Here is a 23,315-nt window from a genome sequence, read left to right as displayed (position 1 = left end):
ATTCTAAGGAGGCGCCCGATTGCGGGCGTCTCCGTTTTTTTAATTCTTCCAATCGAGAAACGGAGCGCGAGCGATGTCAGAGACAACGCAGCCAAAGCCTGTTGCCGATGAACGAGTCAAGGAAATGTCGTCGTTTCGGCGCGCCCTGATCCGGCCGGAACTTGGTGGGATTTGCGGTACGATCGCCGTATTCACCTTTTTTCTGCTGTTTGCCCACGATAGCGGCATGTTCAACAGCCAGGGTGTGCTGAACTGGTCGACTGTATCGGCGCAGTTCATGATCATCGCCGTGGGTGCCTGCCTCCTGATGATCGCCGGCGAATTCGATCTGTCGGTCGGTTCGATGATCGGCTTTGCCGGGATGATGATCGCAATTTTTTCTGTGACCCTCGGATGGCCTGTCTGGCTGGCCATCATGGTGGCTTTCGTCCTTTGCCTCGCCATCGGGGCGCTCAACGGCGTGATCGTGGTGCGGACCGGGCTGCCCAGCTTCATCGTGACGCTGGCGACACTGTTCATCCTGCGCGGTTTCACGATCTATTTCCCGCAACTTCTCGAGAACAAGACCATCATCGGCGGTATCCGGGAGAAAGCCGAGGGCGATTGGCTGGCTCCGCTTTTCGGCGGCAAGGTCCTGACCGGCTTTTTCCAGTTTCTCGGTGAACACGACCTCATCGCCACGTTCGAGCGTGGCTCAAGGCAGGGCGAACCGGTCGTCGACGGGATCCCGATGCTGATTGTCTGGGCGATATTTCTGATCGTCTTCGGCCATGTGCTGCTGACCAAGACCAAGTTCGGCAACTGGATCTTTGCTTCCGGCGGTGACGCGCAGGCCGCGCGCTACGTGGGTGTGCCGGTGAACAGGGTTAAGATCCTCATGTTCACGTTCACAGCCTTCTGCGCAGCGGTTTTCGCCACCTGCCAGGTCATGGAGTTCGGCTCCGCGGGCGCGGATCGGGGGCTGCTGAAGGAATTCGAGGCAATCATTGCGGTTGTTATCGGCGGCGCCCTGCTGACCGGTGGTTATGGATCCGTTCTGGGGGCTGCGCTGGGTGCGCTGATCTTCGGTGTCGTTCAGCAGGGACTGTTCTTCGCCGGTGTAGAAAGCTCCCTGTTCCGGGTGTTCCTCGGCGTGATCCTTTTGCTCGCCGTGATCCTGAACACCTATATTCGCCGCATAATCACAGGGGAGCGGTAACATGAATTCCCGAACCACCCACGCACCCATCATCGAGATGAAAGGAATCGAAAAGCATTTCGGCTCCGTCATCGCCCTGGCTGGCGTGTCCGTCGATATCTTCCCCGGTGAATGCCACTGTCTTCTGGGGGACAATGGCGCGGGGAAGTCCACCTTCATCAAGACCATGAGCGGTGTCCACAAACCGACGAAGGGCGAAATCCTCTTTGAAGGCCATGAAATGCACTTTGAGGATCCGCGCGACGCGATCACCGCCGGTATCGCAACCGTCTATCAGGATCTGGCCATGATCCCGCTGATGTCGGTGGCGCGGAATTTCTTCATGGGGAACGAGCCGACCAAAAAAATCGCCGGCATATCGTTCTTCGACCGCAAGCATGCCGATCGGGTGACGATGGAGGAAATGAGCCAGATGGGCATCAACCTTCGCGGCCCGGATCAGGCGGTCGGCACCTTGTCCGGCGGCGAACGTCAGACCGTCGCCATCGCCCGCGCCGTACACTTCGGTGCCAAGGTGCTGATTCTCGATGAACCGACGTCGGCCCTCGGGGTGCGGCAGACCGCAAATGTTCTGGCAACCATCGACAAGGTGCGCAAACAGGGCATTGCCGTGGTGTTCATCACTCACAACGTGCGCCACGCAATGGCTGTCGGAGATCGTTTCACCGTCCTGAACCGGGGCAAGACCCTGGGCACCGCCCAACGAGGCCAGATCGAACCTGAAGAATTGCAGGATCTGATGGCGGGCGGTCAGGAACTGGTCGCGCTCGAGGGCAGCCTGGGCGGCACCGTCTGAAGTGTATGGGGATCGAGGATCCCCATACACACATCTGCCCTAGAAGATTACATGCACGGCAATGGCGCCAAGTGACAGGGCGATCACCCAGAGCGCGAGCCTGCCCGAACGGGTGTGGCGCGCTTCCGCCTTGCCTATGGCTTCGGCGGTGTTGCTGTCGAACCGCAGACCGGAAGCGGTCATTCTTTCCAGTTCCTCGGACATGCGGCCGATCCTGTCGGCGAAGATCGGCATGTCGTTGGCGATGCGGGCCAGCGCAGAGACCGCATCGCCCGCATCGCGGAGCTTGCCGGCCGGGCCGAGATTCTCCCTGATCCAGGTTCCCACAACCGGTTCGGCGGTCCGCCACATGTCGAGGTTCGGATTGAGCGAGCGAGCCACGCCCTCGACCACGACCATGGTCTTCTGCAGCATGAGCAGTTGGGTCTGGGTGCGCATTTCGAAGAGTTCGGTGACCTCGAACAGCTGGGTGAGCAGCCGGGCCATGGAAATCTCGCTGGCGTCATGCCCGTGGATCGGCTCGCCGATGGCGCGGATCGCCTGGGCGAACATGTCGACATCCTGATGGGCAGGCACATAGCCGGCCTCGAAATGCACTTCCGCGACGCGCTTGTAGTTGCGGGTGATGAAGCCGAAGAGGATCTCCGCCAGAAAGCGGCGCTCACGCTTGTTGAGGCGGCCGACGATGCCGAAATCGACGGCTACAAGCGTGCCGTCTGCCTGCACGAACAGATTTCCCTGGTGCATGTCCGCGTGAAAAAAGCCGTCCCGCAGCGTGTGGCGCAGGAAGCTCTGGATAACGGCTGCGCCCAGCGCTTCAAGGTCGTGGCCATCTTCCCGCATGCCGTCAACGTCCGACATCTTGCGGCCGTCGATCCACTCCATCGTGAGCACACCCTTGGCGGTGCGCAGCCATTCGACGCCGGGCACCCGGAAGCCCGGATCGTTCGCGATATTCTCGGCCATTTCCGACAGGGCAGCCGCCTCGAGGCGGAAATCCATCTCCATGGCGACGGATTGCGCCAGCGTGTCGATAACGGCGACCGGCCTGAGACGGCGGGACGGCGCATGGAACCGTTCAGCCAGACGGGCGACCAGATAAAAGCTCTCCAGGTCCCGCTGGAAGCGGCGCGCGACGCCCGGGCGCAGGATCTTCACGGCGACTTGCCGCTCCTCGCCGTCGCTGTCGCGGATCACAGCGGGGTGCACCTGCGCGATGGACGCGGCCGCGACCGCTTCTCCGAACTCGGCGAAGATATCCTCCACCGGCTGGCCCAGCTGTTCGGCAACGGCGCTGCGGGCAGCATCGTGATCGAAGGCGGGCAACCTGTCCTGAAGCGCCGAAAGCTCACGCGCGGCGTCCTTGCCGACCACATCGGCGCGGGTCGCAAGGAACTGGCCGAGTTTGACGTAGGAAGGGCCCAGCCTGTTAAGGGCGTTCGAGAGCCGCAGATCCGCGCTTTTGTTCTTTACCGCCCGGCGTTCCAGCAGACGCGCCGAGGCGATGACGAACCTGGGACCCGCCGGAAGATCCGGAAGGGAGACCAGACCGAAGACGCCCTCGCGCGCCATTACAAATCCCGCCCGCATCAGACGGAAAAAAGGCATGACCGGAAGCGCCATCTATCAGAGTTTCCAGCCGGTATGCAGAGCGGCGATGCCGCCGGAATAGTTGCGGTACCCGACCCGTTCGAACCCGGCCTCGCGGATCATCTCGGCAAACCGCTCCTGGTTCGGGAAGTTGCGGATCGATTCCACCAGATACTGATAGGGATCGCCGTCTCCCGTCACCATCTTGCCGATCGCGGGAATCGCCTTGAAGGAAAAGGCATCATAAGCCTTGTCGAGAAGCGGAACCTCGACTTCCGAGAATTCCAGGCAGAGGAACCGCCCTCCCCGCTTCAGGACGCGGTAGGCCTCGCCGAGTGCCTTGGGAATGTCCGGCACGTTGCGGATACCGAAGGCAATCGTGTAGGCGTCGAAACTCCTGTCAGGATACGGGAGTTCTTCAGCGTTGCCCTGAGAAAACGTGATCAGGTTGGAAAGGCCGGCCTTTTCAGCCCGGTCGCGGCCCACGCCGAGCATGGATTCGTTGATGTCGCAGACGACGGCCTCGACCGTCTCGCCCGACCGGCGCACGACCCTTGTGGCGATATCGCCGGTGCCACCGGCCACGTCGAGAAGACGCCAGCCCCTGGCTCCCGATTTCGGCGGCGCGAGATACGAGACCATCGCGTCTTTCCAGACCCTGTGGAAACCGCCGGACATCAGGTCGTTCATCAGGTCGTAACGTTCGGCAACCTTGTGAAAGACATCGTCCACCAGGGCCTGTTTGCGACCCTCGTCAACCCTGGTAAAGCCGAAGCTGGTCGGCATGTCTTCCGGCGAACGGCTGGATGTCCCGGTCTGCCCGTGTGCCTGCTGCGTCATGAAGCGCCTCCAAGGTCAACTTTTGCGCGTTGCTGCGAACGCGGATACTGGTGTGGGATCTGTCTCGTCAAAGTGCGCCGAACCATAGTACAAGCCCCTGCAAAGCGCTATCTTCGCCGGGATCGAAAAGCCATATGACGCAGGCCTATAACGCGCAACGGAAGCTGAAACCAGACCCCGAAGGCAACTTATGTGCGATCCGATGACCACAGACAGCCAACCACGAGAAACTTCACATGCCTGAACTGCCGGAAGTCGAAACCGTCAAGCGGGGCCTCGCCCCGACCTTCGAAGGCGCGCTCATTGCACAAGTTGCGCAGAACCGCCCGGATCTGCGCTTCCCGTTTCCGGCCGGTTTTGCGGACCGGCTGACAGGGCGGCGGGTGACCTCGCTCTCGCGCCGGTCGAAATATCTGCTTGCGGACATCGACAGCAATGACGTGCTGATCATGCATCTGGGCATGTCCGGTTCGTTCCGGATCGAAGCCGGCCTTGCGGAAGATCTTCCGGGCCGGTTCGCCCTGCCGCGTGGCAAGGACCCGAAACACGATCATGTGGTGTTCCACCTGGAAACGGCGGAGGGAGCCGGCGCACGCATTATCTATAATGACCCGCGCCGCTTCGGCTTCATGGACCTCGTGTCGCGCCCGGAGCTGCCTGCGCACCCCTATTTCAGGGAGCTCGGTCTGGAGCCGCTTGGCAATGAGCTGAGCGGCGCGACGCTGGCGCGGCTGTTCGCGGGGCGCAAGATGCCCATGAAGGCCGCGCTGCTGAACCAGAAGTTCATCGCCGGCCTCGGCAATATATATGTCTGCGAGGCCTTGTGGCGGACAGGCCTCAGCCCGCAAAGCCCCGCCGGCATGCTGGCGACAAAATCCGGGCGGCCGGCAAAGAAGGCCGATCTGCTTGCCGCGAACATCCGGGCGATCCTCGAAGAAGCCATCGAGGCAGGCGGTTCCTCGCTGAAGGACCATACGCAGACGGACGGCACACTCGGCTATTTTCAGCATTCCTTTGCCGTATATGACCGGGAAGGCGAGGCCTGCAGAACGCCCGGCTGCGCGGGCAGCATTGCCCGGCTGGTGCAATCGGGCCGGTCGACATTCTATTGCCCCTCCTGTCAGGCTTGAGGATAAGCCGCTAGCCGAAGAGCCAGCCTTGCCAGACCAGCCCCCGGTCGGGTAGGCATGGCCCTTGGCACTGACACGTCCAGGCACAGGAGCGGGTGAAATGGGATATGAAAACATCCGCGTTGAAAAACGCGGTAAGGTCGGTCTGATCACTCTGGACCGTCCGAAGGCCTTGAACGCGCTGAACGCGGGGCTGATCGCGGAGCTCGGCAAGGCCCTGGACGGTTTCGACTCGGACGAAAAAATCGGCTGCGTCGTGATCACAGGATCGGAAAAGGCTTTCGCCGCCGGTGCGGACATCAAGGAAATGCAGCCCCATGATTTTTCCTCCGCCTACCAGAACGATCTCATCACTCCCTTCGACAGGGTGTCGCGGAACCGCAAGCCGATCATCGCCGCCGTTGCAGGCTATGCGCTGGGCGGCGGTTGCGAGCTTGCCATGCTGTGCGACTTCATCATCGCGGCAGACACCGCCAAGTTCGGGCAGCCGGAAATCACCCTCGGCGTGATCCCCGGCGCGGGCGGCACACAGCGCCTCACACGCTTCGTCGGCAAGTCGAAAGCCATGGAAATGGTGCTGACCGGACGCATGATGGATGCCAAGGAAGCCGAACGTTCCGGCCTGGTCAGCCGGATCGTTCCAGCGGACGATCTGATCGAGGAAGCGCTCAAGGCCGCCGAAAAGATCGCCGACTTCTCGCTGCCGGTGGTCATGATGGCCAAGGAAAGCGTCGACCGGGCGTATGAGACCACGTTGTCGGAAGGTGTCCGCTTCGAACGCCGTGTGTTCCAGGCGATGTTCGCGCTTGAAGACCAGAAGGAAGGCATGAGCGCCTTTGCCGAGAAACGGACACCACAGTTCCGGAACAAATAATCTTGACGGTTTCAATGATAAAGCCGTTGACGGCGGACCTAACCGCCATTATAAGCTGCGCCCAACCGGTGGCGGACTTTCGCCGCCGTTGTTGTTTTGATCGGGTCTTGCCGCCGTTGCGTTTCGGTCCCGATCGCCACCGGACACCAGTCCCAAAATACCGATCAGGATAGAGCCCATGGCCAACACACCATCGGCCAAGAAGGCGGCCCGAAAGATTGCCCGCCGGACGGCCACGAACAAAGCCCGCCGTAGCCGCATGCGCACCTACCTGCGCCAGGTTGAAGAAGCGATTGCTTCCGGCGACCAGAGCGCTGCCAGCGAAGCTTTCAAGGCTGCACAGCCGGAACTCATGCGCGCTGCGTCGAAAGGCGTCCTGCACGCCAATACGGCTTCCCGGAAGGTTTCCCGTCTCAATGCCCGCATCAAGGCACTCGGCGCGTAATCACTCCGTTACATGACTGTCAAAAAAACCCGGCCCGCGTGCCGGGTTTTTTTAGCCGTGCAATTTTGTGGATGACCTGGAACGACAACCCTGACGGGTATTTCCGGCATTTTAGACCCTCAGAAGGCTGACATGAATTATCCCATATTTTCAATAACTTATGCACATGTAAGAATTGCGGAAGCCGCTCAAACCGGATTCGATACGAGTCAAGGTATGTGTGCTGAATTTTTTTTTATTAATGTTGTTTTTGCATTGTGACGGGACGGCCCGCAGGCAAAAGTCATTGCGGTCAAAAGCATTTGTTCCATCACCCACAGCCGGCCAGTTTCCTGTGACGTCGGGGCAGAAACAGGCGACTCTCGGTATTCGTTCAAACGCACTGTTGCCCCATGGGGCGCTGTCTGTATATTAACAAACGGCTGGCGGAGAAAGACCAGCGGACAACTCAAAAATGGTGCTTGGATCAACAATGAATAAGTCACTGAGATATAAAACTAAGCACGAAGCCCATAGAATACCGGATGAATACATTAATTTATTCGGCACCCACGGAGCCTAGCTTCGGCTGCGGCCCAATCTTCTTCCCGAAAATCTTGTTTTTTCTTTAAATCGATAGCTCATGGCTATTGAAGGGGGTAATAGTGCATTTTGTCGGTGGCTACGCTGGAAACGTCGAAGTGTTGGAGGCTTTCAACGAGCTGTCCAATTCTAAGGACGCGACCCTTGTGGACGTTCGCACGCAAGCGGAATGGGCTTTTGTCGGCGTGCCCGATCTACGCCCGATCGGGAAGGAAGCCATTCTGGCGGAATGGCAGAGTTTCCCGTCCTCCGGACCCGATCCGGATTTTGTGACGAAGATTTCCGACACTCTGGTCAAAAAAGGGCTTGACCAAAACGCGCCAATCTATTTTCTCTGCCGCTCCGGTGCCCGGAGTCAGGCGGCGGCGATAGCCCTGACTGAAGCCGGCTACACCCGGTGCTTCAATATTTCCGATGGTTTTGAAGGCCCGCTCGATGCAGACAGTCATCGCGGCGTCAGCTCCGGTTGGAAAGCGGCCGGGCTGCCCTGGATTCAAAACTAGTTACCCGCTCAGGTGGGCAACGGGCAACGGGAGATTTCCCGCAGCCAAAACTATAACCGTCCCAAAAGGGACAATATAAAGCCGCAAAAGCGGCAAGGCGTAGGTAGAAGAACGGCTGTGGCGGACGGTTCTTCACCGAAGACAGGAGGCAGATAACATGCAGGTTCAGGAGGCAGGTGGCTCGGAACAATGGAAGCGTGTCAAGAAACATCTTCGCGCGCAATTGGGCGATGACGTCTTCACCAGCTGGTTTGCACGTGTAGATCTGGAAGAACATCAGGACGGCACTGTGCGCCTGTCCGTTCCCACCAGATTTCTCAAACAGTGGATTCAGAACAATTACAACGATCAGCTGATGGGACTGTGGCAGCGTGAATGTGACAACGTTCACCGCATCGAGCTGACGGTCCGCGGCGCCATCAGGCCCCGTCAGGTGCCGGTATCCCAGCCGAGCCTTGCCTTGCCTTCCGGTTCGAAGCCGGCTGCAGCGGATACGCTTGCCGAAGCCTCTCAAGTGACACGTGCACAAGCAGCGACGGCTGCCCTGGGCCGTGGCGACACCGGTGGCGACACGCCTCGCGATGTTCTCCAGGGCGCCTCGCTCGATCCGAAATACACGTTCGATACCTTTGTCGAGGGCGAATCCAACAATCTTGCGCTGGCCGCGGCCCGGCAGGTTGCTTCGGGCGGGCCGGTCACGTTCAATCCGCTTTACCTTCATGCGGCCGTCGGTCTGGGCAAGACCCACCTGATGCAGGCTGTCGCCGCGAAGGCACGGGCAGGCGGCCGGAAGGTGCTCTACCTGACCGCCGAGCACTTCATGTACAAGTTTGTCGCTGCGCTGAAGTCCCAGTCGGCCCTGGCTTTCAAGGACACACTGCGCACCATCGACCTGCTCCTGATCGATGACATGCAGTTCCTGCACGGCAAACAGGTTCAGCAGGAATTCTGCCATACGCTTAACGCGCTGATCGACGGCGCGCGCCAGGTCATCGTGGCCGCGGACCGCGCCCCGTCGGAACTGGACACCCTGGACGATCGTGTCCGCTCCCGTCTTTCCGGTGGCCTCGTCGTCGGCATCCAGGAACCGGATTTCGTCCTGCGCCGCAGCATTCTGGTGTCGCGCGTGGCAGCCGCCCGCAAATCCTATCCGCAGTTCGAGGTGCCGGAAGGCGTGCTTGACTATGTGGCCCGTCACGTCGCCTCCTCCGGCCGCGATCTGGAAGGCGCCCTGAACCGCCTGATCGCCCATAATCAGCTGACCAACCAGCCGATCACCCAGGAAATGGCCGAGTTGACGCTTCGCGATCTGGTGCGCTCCAGCGAGCCGCGCCGGGTCAAGATCGAGGACATCCAGCGGGTGGTCTCGAAACATTACAACGTCACCAAGGCGGATCTTTTGTCTGCACGCAGGACCCGGACCATCGTCCGCCCGCGTCAGATCGCCATGTATCTCGCCAAGGTGATGACACCGCGCTCGCTTCCGGAAATCGGCCGCCGTTTCGGAAACAGAGACCACACCACAGTTTTGCACGCGGTGCGGAAGATCGAAGAGCTGGCCCGGGGGGACTACGCTCTTGCACAGGAGCTTGAACTGCTGAAGCGTATGCTCGACGCCTAGGTCCGAGCCTCTGGCGGCCCGGGCAAGACGACCCGGGCCGGCTGACCACAGGCGGGTTGCTCCGACACTTGAAACGGCGCAACCCGACCGCACTCTTGCGAACGCCCGACAGTCTGGATTAACCTGTTTCGATGCGGCTGCGCAGGAAAGCGGAGAAGCTGATCGGTCCCGGATTTAGAGTGTGTGATATTCCACCAAAATCGGACCGGACGGCCTCTTGCTTTTGAACCCGGTTAAGGGCAGTGTCTTCCACCCCGCTCCCGACCGGAGCCCAATTGTCCAGTTTTTGCCAGGCAGCTCTGCCCGGCGTTTCATGAGTACGGAACGAGTGTATGAAAGCGACCCTCGAGCGGACCGACCTCCTCAAGTCCTTGACCCATGTTCACCGGGTGGTCGAGCGCCGGAATACCATTCCCATCCTGTCCAACGTCCTGTTGCGCGCAGATGGCGGTGCGATCAACCTCAAGGCAACGGACCTTGACCTGGAAATTGTCGAATCCGTTCCCGCGATGATCGAACTGCCGGGAGCGACAACGGTTCCGGCACATATGTTCTACGAGATCGTTCGTAAACTGCCCGATGGCTCGCAGGTGGTCCTTGAAACCACGAGCGACAACGCCACGCTGGAAATCCGCGCCGGCCGCTCGAGATTCACCCTGCAGATCCTGCCGGAAACGGATTTCCCGGACCTGACCGCGGGCGACTTCAGTCACGGTTTTTCCCTGACCGCCGCCGATATCCGCAAGCTGATCGACACGACCCAGTTTGCGATCTCCACGGAAGAGACCCGCTACTATCTGAACGGGATCTACCTGCACGCGGTGGACACGCAGGACGGCCAGCGGTTCCGTGCTGTCGCCACCGACGGTCACCGTCTGGCGCAGGCCGAAGTGCCGGCTCCTTCCGGGTCTGCCGGCATGCCGGGCATCATCGTGCCGCGCAAGACCGTCGGCGAAATGCAGAAACTTCTGGAAGACCCGGAAACCAATGTGCAGATCGAACTGTCGGACACCAAGATCCGGATCACAACCGGATCCGTGGTTCTGACGTCAAAACTGATCGACGGCACCTTCCCGGACTACGGCCGCGTGATCCCGCAAGGCAACGACAAGGAAATGCGCGTCGACCGCGACGAGTTCAAGGAGGCCGTGGACCGTGTCTCGACGATCTCCTCCGAACGCGGCCGCGCCGTGAAACTCGCTCTGAGTGAAGGCCGGCTGGTGCTGACCGTAAACAATCCGGACTCCGGCAGCGCCACGGAAGAACTGGCGGTCGAATTTGACGCCGAGCCGCTGGAAATCGGCTTCAACTCGCGTTACCTGCTCGACATCGCCAATCAGCTCGGCAGCGATACCGCCCTGTTCCGGCTGGCGGATTCCGGATCGCCGACGCTCATTCAGGACAGCACGGTCGAGGACTGCCTGTTCGTCCTGATGCCGATGCGGGTCTGACGACCGGAGCCCTGGTCACGGACGGCTCAAAAGCGGAAGTGGGTTCATGACAGAGTTCCGGACGGCGCAGCTGACCCGTCTGTCCCTGACCGGCTTCCGCAACTACGCCGCCCTGACGCTGCCGCTCAGCGCGAAACTGACTGCTCTGGTCGGGCCCAACGGTGCCGGCAAGACCAACATCCTTGAGTCAATCTCGTTTCTGACCGCCGGCCGCGGCCTGCGCCGCGCCACCCTGGCCGACATTGCCCGCCTGGGTGGTGACGGGAGCTGGAGCGTTGCGGCCAGTGTGCTGCTCGACGGCATGGAAACCCGGATCGGAACCGGGCTCGTCGCCGGCACCGCCGGGCGCAAGGTGCGTATCGACGGAACGGAGGTGCGCGGTTCGGAAAGTCTCCTCGATTACATGCGGGTGTTATGGCTTGTGCCGGCCATGGACGGCCTGTTCACCGGGCCCGGTTCCGACCGGCGCCGCTTTCTCGACAGGCTGACGCTGGCGATTGATCCCTCGCACGGGCGCCGGGTCGGCGACTTCGAAAACGCCTTGCGTCAGCGCAACCGTCTTCTGGATCAGGGCGGGTCGGATTCCTTTCTCGGCGCCCTTGAACAGCAGGTTGCCGAGCTCGGCACGGCGGTTTCCATCGCCAGGGGCGAAACCGTCGGCCTGCTTGGCCGGATGATCTCGGACCAGGCAGGCGAGGCCCTGCCCTTTCCGCACGCCTCCGTCGCGCTTGAAGGAGCGTTCGAGGCCGAAACGATCGGTCTCAGCGCCGCCGACCGCGAAGATGTCTACCGACACATGCTGCGCGACGGACGCACGCGTGACCGCGCCGCGGGGCGCACACTGAACGGACCGCATCTGAGCGACCTGAAAGTTCTGCACGCCGCCAAGAACATGCCGGCCTCCCAGTCCTCCACCGGCGAGCAGAAGGCGCTCCTGATCGGGCTTATTCTGGCTCATGCGGAACTGACGGCGAAACTCTCCGGCATGACACCTGTTCTGCTGCTGGATGAAGTAGCGGCCCATCTGGATCCGGACCGCCGGGAGGCCCTGTTCGTCAAGCTCGATTCACTCGGCGTTCAGGTGTTCATGACGGGGACGGACGAGGCGCTTTTCGAGGCTTTGCCGCAGGAGGCGGAAATATTCGAAATCAGGGATGGGACCGGCCGTTTGATCCGCACGGAAAAGACCCCTTAAATCCGCCTGATTCTTGTGGTTTTCCACCATAATCCCTTTGCTGGCTTGCCTGAGGAACGCGCGCGGTTGAACGCCCGCCGGAACCCCGTATAACGGGGGGATAAAGATAAACCGATTGGTGATTGATTCGCATGAGCGACACGTCCACGTCCGAGCCCATTCCGACCCCGGAAACCGACAACGGCGCCGACTACGGCGCAGACAGCATCAAGGTTCTGAAAGGCCTTGATGCCGTGCGCAAACGGCCCGGCATGTATATCGGCGACACAGATGACGGCTCCGGGCTGCATCACATGGTCTATGAGGTGGTCGACAACGCCATCGACGAGGCGCTTGCCGGACATGCGGACCATGTGACGGTGACCCTCAATCCGGACGGCTCTGTGACCGTGTCTGACAACGGGCGCGGCATTCCCACGGACATCCACACGGAAGAAGGTGTCTCCGCGGCCGAGGTCATCATGACCCAGTTGCACGCCGGCGGTAAGTTCGACCAGAATTCCTACAAGGTGTCAGGTGGCCTGCACGGCGTTGGCGTCTCCGTGGTGAACGCGCTCTCCACCCGGCTCGACCTGCGCATCTGGCGCGACGACAAGGAACACTTCATGACCTTCGCCCACGGCGAAGTTCAAGCCCCCTTGGAGATTGTCGGTCCCGCAGATGGCAAGAAGGGCACGCAAGTCACTTTTCTGCCGTCTCCGGAGACCTTCACCAGGATCGAATTCGACTTCGGGACGCTGGAGCACCGGCTGCGCGAGCTCGCCTTTCTCAACTCGGGCGTCCGGATCATCCTGACCGACAATCGCGGTGTGGAAACCCAGGTCGAAGAGCTTTACTACGAGGGTGGCCTTGAAGCCTTCGTCCGCTATCTGGACCGTGCCAAGCATCCCCTGATCGAAACGCCGATCAACATGAAGGCCGAGCGCGACGGCATCACCGTGGAAGCCGCCATGTGGTGGAACGACAGCTACCACGAGCATGTCCTTTGCTTCACCAACAACATTCCGCAACGCGACGGCGGCACCCACCTCGCCGGCTTCCGGGGCGCCCTGACGCGCCAGATCACCGGATATGCCGAGGCGACCGGCCTGATGAAACGCGAAAAGGTGTCGCTGACCGGCGACGATTGCCGCGAAGGCCTGACCTGCGTCCTGTCCGTCAAGGTGCCGGATCCGAAGTTCTCCTCGCAGACCAAGGAAAAACTCGTGTCCTCCGAGGTGCGGCCGGTTGTCGAAAACCTGGTCTCGCAGATGCTCAGCGAATGGCTGGAAGAGAATCCCGCCCCCGCCAAGATACTTGTTTCCAAGGTTGTCGAGGCTGCCTCCGCCCGGGAAGCGGCCCGCAAGGCCCGCGAGCTCACGCGGCGCAAGGGCGCACTCGACATCGCCTCGCTTCCCGGCAAGCTGGCGGACTGCCAGGAGCGGGATGCCTCGAAAGCCGAACTCTTCCTGGTGGAGGGTGATTCCGCAGGCGGGTCCGCAAAGCAGGGCCGCCACCGGGAGAACCAGGCCGTCCTCCCACTGCGCGGCAAGATTCTCAACGTTGAGAGGGCGCGCTTCGACAAGATGCTGTCTTCCAACGAGATCGGCACCCTGATCACCGCGCTCGGCACCGGGATCGGCAAGGAAGAATTCAACATCGAGAAGCTGCGCTACCACAAGATCATCATCATGACCGATGCTGACGTCGACGGCGCCCACATCCGGACATTGCTTCTGACCTTCTTCTTCCGCCAGATGCCAGACCTGATCGAAAACGGCTACATCTATATCGCCCAGCCACCGCTCTACAAGGTCAAGCGCGGCCAGTCCGAACAGTATCTGAAAGACCAGACGGCGCTGGAGAACTACCTGATCGCCCAGGGTCTGGACGAGGCCTCGCTGACGCTTGCCGAGGGCGAAGTGCGCACCGGTCACGACCTGCTTTCCGTGCTGGAGACCGCGCGCAAGATCTTCGATATCTTCGACGGACTGCATTCGCGCTATAACCGCGATGTTGTGGAACAGGCGGCGATCGCCGGCGCTCTTACTCCCGAGATTCTGGAAGACGACGCCAAGGCAAAGGAAGCTGCGGCCTATATCGCCCGCCGTCTGGACATTCTCGCGGACGAATTCGAACGCGGCTGGACCGGTGAGGCGCAGGACGACGGAAGTCTTGTGTTCAAACGCACCGTTCGCGGCGTGGAGGAGACGGCGACTATCGATGCAGCGCTGCTCGGTTCGACCGACGCCCGCCGCCTGGCCGCCCATGCCGACCACCTGAACGAGATTTACGGCAAGGCCGCGGTTCTGCGCCGCAAGGACAGTTCAAGCGAGATTCGCGGCCCCCGAGCCCTGCTGCAACAGGTTTACGCATTCGGCCAGAAGGGTATTTCGCTCCAGCGCTACAAGGGTCTCGGCGAGATGAACCCGGAGCAGCTTTGGGAAACCACGCTCGATCCGAATGTCCGTTCCCTGCTGCAGGTGAAAGTGCGCGAGGCCGACGATGCCGACGACATCTTCACCAAGCTGATGGGCGATGAGGTGGAGCCCCGTCGCGAGTTCATCCAGGACAACGCTCTCTCGGTCGCCAATCTCGATATCTGACCGGCACTCAACAGCGGATTGTGGCTTCCGGACACTGAAGGGCCGGGATGCTGTGGCTGTCTGTTTGCAGACGGGTCAACTTTCCGACCAGGGCTCCGGTTTTCCGTAGAGATAGCCCTGCGCGGCCTCGATATCGAGCGAGCGGAGAAGATCGGCCTCCTCGGCCGTTTCAACTCGTTTTGCCACGACCTTTATGCCGAGTTCATGCGCCGCCCTGACCAGTCCGGCCAGGATAGCCGCTTTCGCCGGAGATCCGGCCACCTGCCGCGTCAGACCGGATTCCAGTTTCAACCACACAATGCGAAGCCCGGTGAGCCGGGACAGAACCGGCCAATGCCCGGCGAAATCGTCGATCGCCGTCTGACAACCCAGATCCGTCACATAGCGGAAGAAGGCTTCGACCGTCGACGGCTCGCGCAGAAAGTCCCTCTCCGAGATCTCCAGACAGAGTTTCGACGCCAGAAGCGGATTGGACGACAGACGCTGGCGAAGGCCTTCGCGGAAATTCTGGTCCCGCGCGGAGTCCACCGAGACGTTCATCGTCAGGGTCATCCGGGCCGAATGGCGGTCCGCCGCGTTGAGCACCTTGTCGAGCGTCCAGGCATCGACCTGAGCGATAAAACCCGATCTTTCAGCCGCGTTGATCCAGGCACGCGAGGACAATTCGCCCGCCCGCTCGCCCTGCAGGCGCAACAGCACCTCCCGCCCGAAGATCCTGCCCTTTTTCAGATGCATGATCGGCATGGAGCTAAGTGTGAGTTCGTTGGCACGGAAGCTTCCCGGTTCCGGCAGCGCGGTCAGTTCCATTGCGCGCTCCCGATCCTCGGCCGGGTCCATGGTGTGGATCTGTACGGACTGGCCGCCGAACCGTTTGCCGCGCAGGCAGGCCCGGTCGGCTATGCCCAGGAGCACGGAGGCATCGATATCCCGCAGCAGTGTTTCGCCATCGACATATGCAATACCGATGGAGCCGCCTATTGTGAATATCCGTTCTTTTACTTCCAGCCGTATCCGGTCGAAACCCTCGAGAATCTCTTCAGCGACCTGAAGCGCCGCTTCCTTGTACGCCACCGGCAGCATTCCGGCGAATTCGTCACCGCCTATCCGTGCCGCCGAACCGAATTTGCCCAGGGTCTGCGTCAGACAGGCCGCGACACGTAAGAGCATGTCGTCGCCGACATCGTGACCGCCGTGATCGTTGACCTTCTTGAACTCGTCCAGATCAATATAAAAAACGGCAAGGCCTGTTTGCGGCCCCGCCTCCAGGCGCTTCAGCTCCCGCTTGAGAGACTTGGTGAAGGCCCTGCGGTTTTCCAGACCCGTGAGCGGGTCGAGGTAGGCCAGGCGCCTGTTTTCCGCAGCCTCTTGAGGGCAGTCGACATTCCGCCGGATGATCGCCATCGTCTTGACGGTACCGCTGCTGCCCTCCTTCTGTCCGGGCAATGGAACCAGGCGGATTTCACAACTCTTGCGGTCAGTCTCATAAACGGCCGGATCGCTTCCGGGGTTCTCCGGAATGTAGAACGTTTGCGGCGGGCGGCTCTTGAGGTCCGCCAGGGCGTCCACCAGCCCCTCCGCCTCATGCTCTCCGCCGATGACCTCAAGCAACAAGAAGGCCTTTTCCTCAAGGCTCTCCGAGCCGTCGAATACCACGACATCATCGGGAAAATGATCCAGCAGAGACTCATTCTGCGCCGTGCTGCCGGAAACATCCGTAAGGACGGCAGGCTTCACCGGTGTCGCCTCCGGCATTTCCAATATGTGTTCCCGAACACCTTTTCGGGATATTCCCCGGGCTTGTTCCGGCTGCACCTCTTCCGGGGAGCCTTCATTCATGTCGAACTGGACAAGCACCGCACGCCGGTCCCTTGAAAGGGACAGGAAGGAGGTGCAGATCACGTTTCTGCAAAAGGCGGCGCCGGACTTGACGGACATGCGGCCGCTGGCTTCAGCCGGCACACCGTTGAAAGCAGCCGACAGGACTGTTTCACAACGCTTCCAGCTTTCGGCGGACAACAACTCGCTGAGGCGGGCGGAGGAGTCCTCGACACCAAGGGTGGCACAAACCGTCATCAGCCTGGCGTTGCGCGCAAGAATGCTTCCGTCCTGAGCAACATATGCGGCAGCATGCGGCAAGACTTCCAGAAGGGAGGCGTGGAACCCAGCGGAAGTATGTAACTCCGGATGAACGGAATCCCTCCACCGGCCACCTGTAAACAGTTGGCTGACTTGCACCAGACCGACCTTTCAAAAATGTCCGAAGGCGCGAACTCGATACCGGCGCCGCTGCATTATGCCCGATTATTATCACAGTTTATTTGGGAATAGAGAGCATCCCTAAATACCCACAAATCTATGGAAGTCTATACCTAATGAATTATGTAATTCTCATCATACAAATTGAGTAAAATTTTAGTTATTTACTTTCTTCAGGCCTGTGCGGCCTGAGAAGCCGCCACATTTTGATCATGCTCTCGTCTTAAACGCGCCTGCGCCCGATGTTAGCCAAAGTGCTGATAATTCCGGATGCACATCCGGCACGGCACATTTCCGGCTCATAGGGACAAAAATGCGTTCCATAATCCGTTCACGCCCCCGCTACGGGACTGTCCTTTGCGCTCTCGCATTGCTTTGCGTCAGTTCTGGCGCACCGGCTTCGGCAGACGTCTTTCAGCAATGCGGCAAGGCTTCCTGGTACAAGCTGGGTGGCGTCACGGCGAGCGGCGAGCGCGCAGACCCTTCCGGAATGACCGCGGCTCACCGGACGTTGCCTTTCGGCACACTGGTCAAGGTGACCAATCTGGCGAACGGCAAGTTTGTGACCGTGCGCATCAACGACCGTGGACCGTACTCCAGAGGACGCGTGATCGATGTGACCCGGGCCGCCGCACAGAAACTGGGTTTCATCCGCAGGGGAGTAACGCGTGTACAGATTGACGGAACAACCTTTCAAAGCAGAAAACATCATGGCGAAAACTGCCAATAATTGAACCTCGAAGAGCGACAGGTGAACCGCGCCGATACGGCCCAATTTCTTTCAACGATACATATATAGCTTTACTTTTCAGCTGTTTATAGCAGATTTCACTAGTTTCAAAGGCAACTCAGTATGAATAACGATCAGTCGCATTACGGTGAATCAAAAAATAAAATATTTTACGGTAATGACATTCTCGAAAGATGCCGGTAGAGTTGCGCCCGTGGTCGATGGGGCCACGTGCACAGTAACTTTATTCGCGCAGTCTTATTGGCTGCGCGTTTTTTTTTGGTTTCCTAAATAACTTCCGGATTATCGACCCCGGATGCCCGGCGCTCGCGCCTCAGGGACACTTCAAACCAACTCTCCGGAATCAAGCCGGGCCAGAACATCGGCCGCGCTCTTTCTGTACTCCTCCTGTTTTGCCGCCCCCATTCGCGACCACGTGGCGTAAGGCTGACCCAGACGGGGATTGCCTTTCAGAACGGCCGCATTGCGATCGAGAAAATCCCAGTAGAGCGCGTTGAAGGGACAGGCCTGAGGACTGGTGCGCTGACGGACATCATAGGTGCAGTCGCCGCAATAGTCCGACATCCGGTTGATGTAGTTGCCACCGGACATGTAAGGCTTTGAGGCGAGCAGACCGCCATCGGCGAACTGGCTCATGCCGAGCGTGTTCGGCAGCTCCACCCACTCGTAGGCATCGGCATAGACCGCCAGGTACCATTCATGAACTTCCTGCGGTCTTACGCCTGCCAGCAGAGCGAAATTGCCGGTGACCATCAGCCGCTGGATATGATGGGCGTAAGCCTCGTCCAACGTCTGCGATATGGCTTCGCCGACGCAACGCATCCGCGTTTCGCCCGTCCAGTAGAACTCTGGCAGCGACCGATCCGCCGCCAGCGCGTTCTGTGATGCGTAGGACGGCATCTTCAGCCAATAGATGCCGCGCACATATTCCCGCCAACCGAGGATCTGCCGGATATAGCCTTCCGCCGCATTCAGCGGCACCTTCCCCTCCAGATACGCAGCTTCTACCTTGCGGCAGAGCTGCAAGGGGTCGAGCAGGCCCGCGTTGAGACAGGCGGACAGGACGGAATGGAAGAGAAATTTCTCGCCGCTCAGCATGGCGTCCTGATAGGTGCCGAATTCCGCCAGGGCGGTTGCCAGAAAATGATCGAAAGCCTCTTCTGCCTGATCCCGCGTCACCGGGAACCAGAAAGGCTCCAGCGCGCCAACATGCGCGTCGAAGCGGTCCGCGACCAGATCGAGCACCTCACGGGTGATCCTGTCAGGCCGGAACCCTTGCGGCGCGGGCATGAACAGGTCCGCTTTCGCCGGTTTGCGGTTGTCGGCATCGTAATTCCAGCGGCCGCCGACCGGTTTGTCCGCCTCCATGAGCAGGCCGGTCTTGCGGCGCATCTCCCGGTAGAAATATTCCATCCTGAGCTGCTTGCGCCCGGTGGCCCAGCCGCGGAAATCGGCGAGCGAACAGATGAAGCGCGTATCCGTCAGGATATCGACGGGCAGGCGGAGGTCGGCGGCCCAGCCCTTCATGTCTTCCAGCACGCGCCATTCGCCCGGCTCTGTGACCAGCACCCGCTGCGGCGCGAGCCGCCGGCAGGCGCGGGCGACTTCGCCGCTGAAGCTGCCGGAATTGCCGCCCTCGTCGAGCGTCACATAATCGACGGTCCACCCGTTCGCGCGCAGCTTTTCGGCAAAATGGCGCATGGCGGAAAACAGGAAGGCGATCTTCTTCTTGTGATGGCGCACATAGGTCGCTTCCGCCATCACCTCGACCATCAGCACCCGGTCTACGGCGGCATCCGCCCGTTTCAGGCTGGAAAGCGCAGGTGACAGCTGATCCCCAAGGATCAGGACAAGATTGCGGCAGTGATGGGGCTCGGTCATATGGGCTGCGTTTTTACCGGTTGTTTCGTTCTGTACGCACCTCGGCCGCTTTCGTATCATCGCGATCTGAAAATAGCTTCCGGAGCCCCCCAGGCAGCTTGCCTGCCATGCCGGGGCCACACAGAGCCACAGCAGATGATGTTTCCGACACAGCGACAGGACGATGCCATCACACGGCGAAACCGTCGTCATCACTCAATTCCGGTTGGAGCCCCTGAGATGTCACCGCCCCCCACCCCGTAGACCGCTCCCCGGAACCAACCCGGTGCCGCTTCGCCCGGCACCTGCCGTAGCCACCGGCCGACCGTATATCCTGTCCAAATTCTCACAAAGCCATTGCCTGCACCGGCGCGATCTTGTATCAGGTCGCTCTATCCGCCGCGTGGCCCCGCCGCGCCGCCTACGCACCCGTAGCTCAGCTGGATAGAGCGCTGCCCTCCGAAGGCAGAGGTCACAGGTTCGAATCCTGTCGGGTGCGCCAAAAATACAAACAATTTCAGCAGCTTACAGAGACACCTCAAAAAGAGCCGCTCGGACACTGCAAATTTTTGCAGGTGTTTTCCGGCGATTTTCGAGGTGTGCTCGTACAAATCCCGTACAGCGCTTCTCTGAAAGTTGGGTTTGCAAATGCACGCGCCCAGCCTGCCTTCCGGCAAGGAGGCACGCATGAGCGAGCGCCGTCCGTTCCGGGAAGTGAAGCTTCAGTGGCTGCGACTGCTGAGCTGTGATGCCAATATCAACGACAATGCCAAGTGCGTCGCGCTCTATATCGTGACTGCACATGTGAACGGCCACACCGAGAAGGCGTGGCCGTCCTACAAGACCATTGCCGAGGCAACCGGCAAGAGCGTCAAATCCATCCAACGCGCCATCCGAGATCTGGAACTCGGCGGATGGCTCAGCGTTCAACGCGGGAATGGCGTCGGGCACAATACGGAATATCGCCCTACCGACGCCTCGATCCTAAAGGCCTCCGAGCTTCGAGAAAAGACGGACAAATCTGTCCACCTTGCCCGGTCAGAAGGTGGACAGATCTGTCCCGAAAGGCGGTCAGATGTGTCCGGTGAAGGCGGTCAAATCTGTCCACCAAACTTAGAGAAAGAAATAAATAAAAAACCTAACGCGCGTGAGGCGCGCGCGAAGGCGGCTCCCCGCCGTTCCATTCCCGTCGTCGTTCTTCCAAAAAACCAGACCCGGCAGGTCGAGGAATGGAACGCCTGGCTCTCCGAAAAGACCCTGCCCGACCTGGCGCGGTTCAATCTCGCAACCAGCGTCAACGGCTTCTCCGGATACCAGGTTCCAGGGCGATGGCCACCGGAAGATGGCTCGGACAAAGAACAGCATTGCCTCTCGTATTTCCTGAACAGACTGCCAGCGATCGCACACCAAGCAGCCTCTCAAACAGCATACAGGCAAGCGGCATGACTGCGGCGGATCTGACAAGAGCAAGGCGACCCGTGTCATACGACACAGGACCTTGCGAGGGGCGGCAGGCCTCCCCTTCGAACCCCTCCGGACCGCAAACGGCCCGCCTCGCCGAGACGGTTGTTATGCGCTGTACGACGGAGGAAAAGAGACATCTCAAGCGCCGCGCCGCCGCCGACAAGATCTCCGTCTCGGAGCTGTTGCGCGGAGCCTTGGGGCTGATCAAGACCTCCCGCCGCCGCACCACGCCGCAGGTCGATCCGCAGCTTGTGACGGCGCTCAGCCGCATCGGCACCAACCTGAACCAGATCGCCCGCGCCGTGAACGCCGCCCAAGCGGCCGGCGACATGCGCCAGGTCGACGGCCTGCAGCTGCTCGCGGAGCTGATCGGCATTGAGCGCCAGATGGCGGCCCTGCTTGCCAGCCATCACCAGCAGGATGCCAGTCATGCTGATTAAGCTGTTCCGCAGTGGCAAGGGCGGCGGCTCGGCACCGGTCGATTATCTGATCGCCTCTCACGTGCTTGCCTATGACGGCAATCGCGATCTCATCCGCGACGACGCCGGCGTCCCGCTGATGAAGAGCCGCGACCCTCTGCCGGAAGTGCTGGCCGGCGATCCCGACCACACTCGGGCCCTGATCGATGCCTGCCCGCACGCCTGGACCTACCGGGCGGGCGTCATCAGCTTCGATAAGGACGACCATCCGACGGACGAGCAACAGCAGGCCGTCATGGATGCCTTCGACGAGCTGGCCTTCGCCGGTCTGGATCGCGACCAGGTCGATATGCTCTGGGTGTGGCACAGCCATGAAGGCCGGGTGGAGCTGCACTTCTGCACACCGCGCATGGAGCTCACATCCGGCAAGAGCCTGAACATCGCCCCGCCCGGCTATCAGAAGGCGATGGATAGCCTGCGTGACATGCTCAACAAGGAGCATGGCTGGGCCGATCCGCAGGATCCCTCCAGATCGCAGGACATCAAGCAGCTACCGGAGAAAAAACTTCGGGCCCAGGGCCGCGAAGACATCCAGCACTGGCTGGAAGACCTGATCGTCGCCGGCCGGATCTCATCCCGGCCGGACATGGTCGCCGCTCTTGAAGGAGCCGGCTTCGAACTGCCCCGCCAGGGCAAAACCTATCTCACAGTCAAGGACCCGGACAGCGACACCCGCTGGCGGCTCAAGGGAGACATTTTTCATGCAGATTGGACCAGAGAGAAGACCGCTGAGAGAGCGGCTGAGCGAGAACATCGAGCAAGCGCACCAGGATCAGAACGCCTCGCTGCACGAAGCCATTCAGACCTCAGAGGCGAATATCGAGCGCATGTTGAAAAGCGCAGGCTCTACAATGAGCAAAGATATCCGCTCGTCCCAGGAGACGCTGAACGCGACCTTGGAAAGGCACTTGAGGTCGAGCGAGGAACAGATCCATCAGTTGAAAACAAGCATGGCGGAAAACGAGAGATTGGCGGCGAAGAACCGCTTGTTGAAACTCTCGGCAGCGGTCCTGGTCTCGGTCGTCCTGACGCTTGGCGGGGTTCTGTTCCTGGAGAACCACTTGAGAGGGGCGCTGATCGCCTCGGCATTCAATCAGACAACCTACACGGAATTTCCGATCCTGATCTTCGACACGAAAACCGGCACGTACGAGCGCTGCCGGGACATAGACGGGAATTTCTCCTGCCACCTAACCGAGTAGAGCACCATGACAGACGACAGTCTCTCCGCACTAAACCTGCCACCCCTACAAACCCTGACGCCGCTCGAGCGCGGGTTGCTGAGCTTGGTCGAACGCTTGACCAACGCCTTCGAACATTCGACCGTTCAGCTGGAGCATTTGGAAAGACGCTCGACCGGCTTGCTGGAAGAGCGACTGACCGAGCTCGAGACGTTGCTCGACAGGTCCATCAGCTCGCAGCAGGCCTTCAACGAGGCCTTGCTCGACTTGCTCAGTGCGCCGGAATCCTCAGGCAGATCGGTGGAAGAGCTTGGGAGGGCCGTGGACGAGCTCAACATCATTCTGCGCCAAAGGTGATGAAGACGCGACGCCAAAACGTGATGGAACGTTAGCATTGGGCAAAAGGCCGCTGACAAACGTGCCCTTGCTAATGACGTGAATTGGGCCCGAGCAGACTGGCGGGTTTCAGTTCGAATATCGATGAAACAGACGCTCGTTGAGATTGCGAAATGAG

At 60.4% G+C, this 23,315-nt stretch carries 18 protein-coding genes and 1 tRNA gene; 15 read left to right on the top strand and 4 right to left on the bottom strand.

What is annotated here, in order from left to right; all coding sequences use genetic code 11:
- The first annotated feature begins 73 nt into the window (after positions 1 to 73).
- A complete protein-coding gene (locus OA90_RS07195; protein WP_068408972.1) occupies positions 74 to 1,198 on the top strand; it encodes an ABC transporter permease in 1,125 nt (374 codons plus the stop codon).
- Between the two features lies 1 nt (position 1,199).
- A complete protein-coding gene (locus OA90_RS07190; protein WP_068408971.1) occupies positions 1,200 to 1,994 on the top strand; it encodes an ATP-binding cassette domain-containing protein in 795 nt (264 codons plus the stop codon).
- A 39-nt stretch (positions 1,995 to 2,033) separates the two neighbouring features.
- On the opposite strand, the gene ubiB is transcribed toward OA90_RS07190, so the two are convergent.
- Both ubiB and ubiE read right to left on the bottom strand, forming a co-directional pair.
- Complete coding sequence (gene ubiB, locus OA90_RS07185) at positions 2,034 to 3,617, bottom strand: 2-polyprenylphenol 6-hydroxylase (protein WP_068408970.1); 1,584 nt, start codon at positions 3,615 to 3,617, stop codon at positions 2,034 to 2,036.
- A 3-nt stretch (positions 3,618 to 3,620) separates the two neighbouring features.
- Complete coding sequence (ubiE, locus tag OA90_RS07180) at positions 3,621 to 4,370, bottom strand: bifunctional demethylmenaquinone methyltransferase/2-methoxy-6-polyprenyl-1,4-benzoquinol methylase UbiE (RefSeq protein ID WP_208986029.1); 750 nt, start codon at positions 4,368 to 4,370, stop codon at positions 3,621 to 3,623.
- A 290-nt stretch (positions 4,371 to 4,660) separates the two neighbouring features.
- Here ubiE and mutM point away from each other — a divergent pair, with 290 nt between their 5' ends.
- The 8 genes from mutM (at position 4,661) to gyrB (ending at position 14,810) form a co-directional block, all read left to right on the top strand.
- On the top strand, positions 4,661 to 5,554 hold the full coding sequence (gene mutM / locus OA90_RS07175) for a bifunctional DNA-formamidopyrimidine glycosylase/DNA-(apurinic or apyrimidinic site) lyase (RefSeq protein ID WP_068408968.1): 894 nt from the start codon (positions 4,661 to 4,663) through the stop codon (positions 5,552 to 5,554).
- A 100-nt stretch (positions 5,555 to 5,654) separates the two neighbouring features.
- Positions 5,655 to 6,428: an enoyl-CoA hydratase gene (locus OA90_RS07170; RefSeq protein WP_068408967.1), complete on the top strand. Its 774-nt coding sequence runs from the start codon at positions 5,655 to 5,657 to the stop codon at positions 6,426 to 6,428.
- Positions 6,429 to 6,606: 178 nt separating this feature from the next.
- Positions 6,607 to 6,873, top strand: a complete 267-nt coding sequence (gene rpsT / locus OA90_RS07165) for a 30S ribosomal protein S20 (protein ID WP_068408966.1) — start codon at positions 6,607 to 6,609, stop codon at positions 6,871 to 6,873.
- 644 nt (positions 6,874 to 7,517) lie between these two features.
- Positions 7,518 to 7,958 (top strand): rhodanese-like domain-containing protein, encoded by a 441-nt coding sequence (locus tag OA90_RS07160; protein WP_068408965.1) that lies wholly within the window; start codon positions 7,518 to 7,520, stop codon positions 7,956 to 7,958.
- A gap of 157 nt (positions 7,959 to 8,115) precedes the next feature.
- Positions 8,116 to 9,579, top strand: a complete 1,464-nt coding sequence (dnaA, locus tag OA90_RS07155) for a chromosomal replication initiator protein DnaA (RefSeq protein WP_068408964.1) — start codon at positions 8,116 to 8,118, stop codon at positions 9,577 to 9,579.
- Positions 9,580 to 9,911: 332 nt separating this feature from the next.
- The gene (gene dnaN, locus OA90_RS07150) at positions 9,912 to 11,030 is read left to right on the top strand and encodes a DNA polymerase III subunit beta (RefSeq protein ID WP_068408963.1); all 1,119 of its coding nucleotides are present in this window, start codon (positions 9,912 to 9,914) and stop codon (positions 11,028 to 11,030) included.
- A gap of 46 nt (positions 11,031 to 11,076) precedes the next feature.
- On the top strand, positions 11,077 to 12,225 hold the full coding sequence (gene recF, locus OA90_RS07145) for a DNA replication/repair protein RecF (RefSeq protein WP_068408962.1): 1,149 nt from the start codon (positions 11,077 to 11,079) through the stop codon (positions 12,223 to 12,225).
- A gap of 131 nt (positions 12,226 to 12,356) precedes the next feature.
- Positions 12,357 to 14,810 carry a DNA topoisomerase (ATP-hydrolyzing) subunit B gene (gene gyrB, locus OA90_RS07140; protein ID WP_068408961.1) on the top strand — a complete coding sequence of 818 codons (2,454 nt, stop codon included), beginning with the start codon at positions 12,357 to 12,359 and terminating at the stop codon, positions 14,808 to 14,810.
- A gap of 75 nt (positions 14,811 to 14,885) precedes the next feature.
- Here gyrB and OA90_RS07135 read toward each other — a convergent pair whose 3' ends face one another.
- The gene (locus tag OA90_RS07135; protein ID WP_208986022.1) at positions 14,886 to 16,946 is read right to left on the bottom strand and encodes a GGDEF and EAL domain-containing protein; all 2,061 of its coding nucleotides are present in this window, start codon (positions 16,944 to 16,946) and stop codon (positions 14,886 to 14,888) included.
- Positions 16,947 to 17,379: 433 nt separating this feature from the next.
- Between OA90_RS07135 and OA90_RS07130 the strand changes: the two genes are divergently transcribed.
- Entirely contained in the window at positions 17,380 to 17,796 is a 417-nt protein-coding gene (locus OA90_RS07130; RefSeq protein WP_068408960.1) for a septal ring lytic transglycosylase RlpA family protein, read from the top strand.
- Positions 17,797 to 18,141: 345 nt separating this feature from the next.
- On the opposite strand, the gene OA90_RS07125 is transcribed toward OA90_RS07130, so the two are convergent.
- The gene (locus OA90_RS07125) at positions 18,142 to 19,698 is read right to left on the bottom strand and encodes a cryptochrome/photolyase family protein (protein WP_068409220.1); all 1,557 of its coding nucleotides are present in this window, start codon (positions 19,696 to 19,698) and stop codon (positions 18,142 to 18,144) included.
- 404 nt (positions 19,699 to 20,102) lie between these two features.
- Between OA90_RS07125 and OA90_RS07120 the strand changes: the two genes are divergently transcribed.
- The 4 genes from OA90_RS07120 (at position 20,103) to OA90_RS27935 (ending at position 23,193) form a co-directional block, all read left to right on the top strand.
- A tRNA-Arg gene (locus OA90_RS07120) sits at positions 20,103 to 20,179 on the top strand.
- 185 nt (positions 20,180 to 20,364) lie between these two features.
- Positions 20,365 to 21,123 carry a helix-turn-helix domain-containing protein gene (locus OA90_RS07115; protein WP_068409219.1) on the top strand — a complete coding sequence of 253 codons (759 nt, stop codon included), beginning with the start codon at positions 20,365 to 20,367 and terminating at the stop codon, positions 21,121 to 21,123.
- A gap of 125 nt (positions 21,124 to 21,248) precedes the next feature.
- The gene (gene mobC / locus OA90_RS07110; protein ID WP_068408959.1) at positions 21,249 to 21,581 is read left to right on the top strand and encodes a plasmid mobilization relaxosome protein MobC; all 333 of its coding nucleotides are present in this window, start codon (positions 21,249 to 21,251) and stop codon (positions 21,579 to 21,581) included.
- Positions 21,571 to 23,193 (top strand): relaxase/mobilization nuclease domain-containing protein, encoded by a 1,623-nt coding sequence (locus tag OA90_RS27935; RefSeq protein WP_199823634.1) that lies wholly within the window; start codon positions 21,571 to 21,573, stop codon positions 23,191 to 23,193. The genes mobC and OA90_RS27935 overlap by 11 nt, the downstream gene beginning before the upstream one ends.
- The last annotated feature ends 122 nt before the right edge of the window (positions 23,194 to 23,315 follow it).

The organism is Labrenzia sp. OB1, assembly GCF_001624695.1.
GTDB lineage: Bacteria > Pseudomonadota > Alphaproteobacteria > Rhizobiales > Stappiaceae > Roseibium.
This window is presented reverse-complemented; position numbering and strand designations above follow the sequence as displayed.

What these genes read in the sequence shown, in the direction of transcription:
- dnaN (WP_068408963.1), top strand. Translation starts at nt 9,912, where the DNA reads ATGAAAGCGACCCTCGAGCGGACCGACCTCCTCAAGTCCTTGACCCAT.
- recF (WP_068408962.1), top strand. Translation starts at nt 11,077, where the DNA reads ATGACAGAGTTCCGGACGGCGCAGCTGACCCGTCTGTCCCTGACCGGC.
- ubiB (WP_068408970.1), bottom strand. Translation starts at nt 3,617, where the DNA reads ATGGCGCTTCCGGTCATGCCTTTTTTCCGTCTGATGCGGGCGGGATTT.
- dnaA (WP_068408964.1), top strand. Translation starts at nt 8,116, where the DNA reads ATGCAGGTTCAGGAGGCAGGTGGCTCGGAACAATGGAAGCGTGTCAAG.
- OA90_RS07115 (WP_068409219.1), top strand. Translation starts at nt 20,365, where the DNA reads ATGAGCGAGCGCCGTCCGTTCCGGGAAGTGAAGCTTCAGTGGCTGCGA.
- OA90_RS07130 (WP_068408960.1), top strand. Translation starts at nt 17,380, where the DNA reads ATGCGTTCCATAATCCGTTCACGCCCCCGCTACGGGACTGTCCTTTGC.
- OA90_RS07125 (WP_068409220.1), bottom strand. Translation starts at nt 19,698, where the DNA reads ATGACCGAGCCCCATCACTGCCGCAATCTTGTCCTGATCCTTGGGGAT.
- OA90_RS07195 (WP_068408972.1), top strand. Translation starts at nt 74, where the DNA reads ATGTCAGAGACAACGCAGCCAAAGCCTGTTGCCGATGAACGAGTCAAG.
- OA90_RS07170 (WP_068408967.1), top strand. Translation starts at nt 5,655, where the DNA reads ATGGGATATGAAAACATCCGCGTTGAAAAACGCGGTAAGGTCGGTCTG.
- OA90_RS27935 (WP_199823634.1), top strand. Translation starts at nt 21,571, where the DNA reads ATGCTGATTAAGCTGTTCCGCAGTGGCAAGGGCGGCGGCTCGGCACCG.
- rpsT (WP_068408966.1), top strand. Translation starts at nt 6,607, where the DNA reads ATGGCCAACACACCATCGGCCAAGAAGGCGGCCCGAAAGATTGCCCGC.
- OA90_RS07190 (WP_068408971.1), top strand. Translation starts at nt 1,200, where the DNA reads ATGAATTCCCGAACCACCCACGCACCCATCATCGAGATGAAAGGAATC.
- gyrB (WP_068408961.1), top strand. Translation starts at nt 12,357, where the DNA reads ATGAGCGACACGTCCACGTCCGAGCCCATTCCGACCCCGGAAACCGAC.
- mobC (WP_068408959.1), top strand. Translation starts at nt 21,249, where the DNA reads ATGCGCTGTACGACGGAGGAAAAGAGACATCTCAAGCGCCGCGCCGCC.
- ubiE (WP_208986029.1), bottom strand. Translation starts at nt 4,370, where the DNA reads ATGCCGACCAGCTTCGGCTTTACCAGGGTTGACGAGGGTCGCAAACAG.
- mutM (WP_068408968.1), top strand. Translation starts at nt 4,661, where the DNA reads ATGCCTGAACTGCCGGAAGTCGAAACCGTCAAGCGGGGCCTCGCCCCG.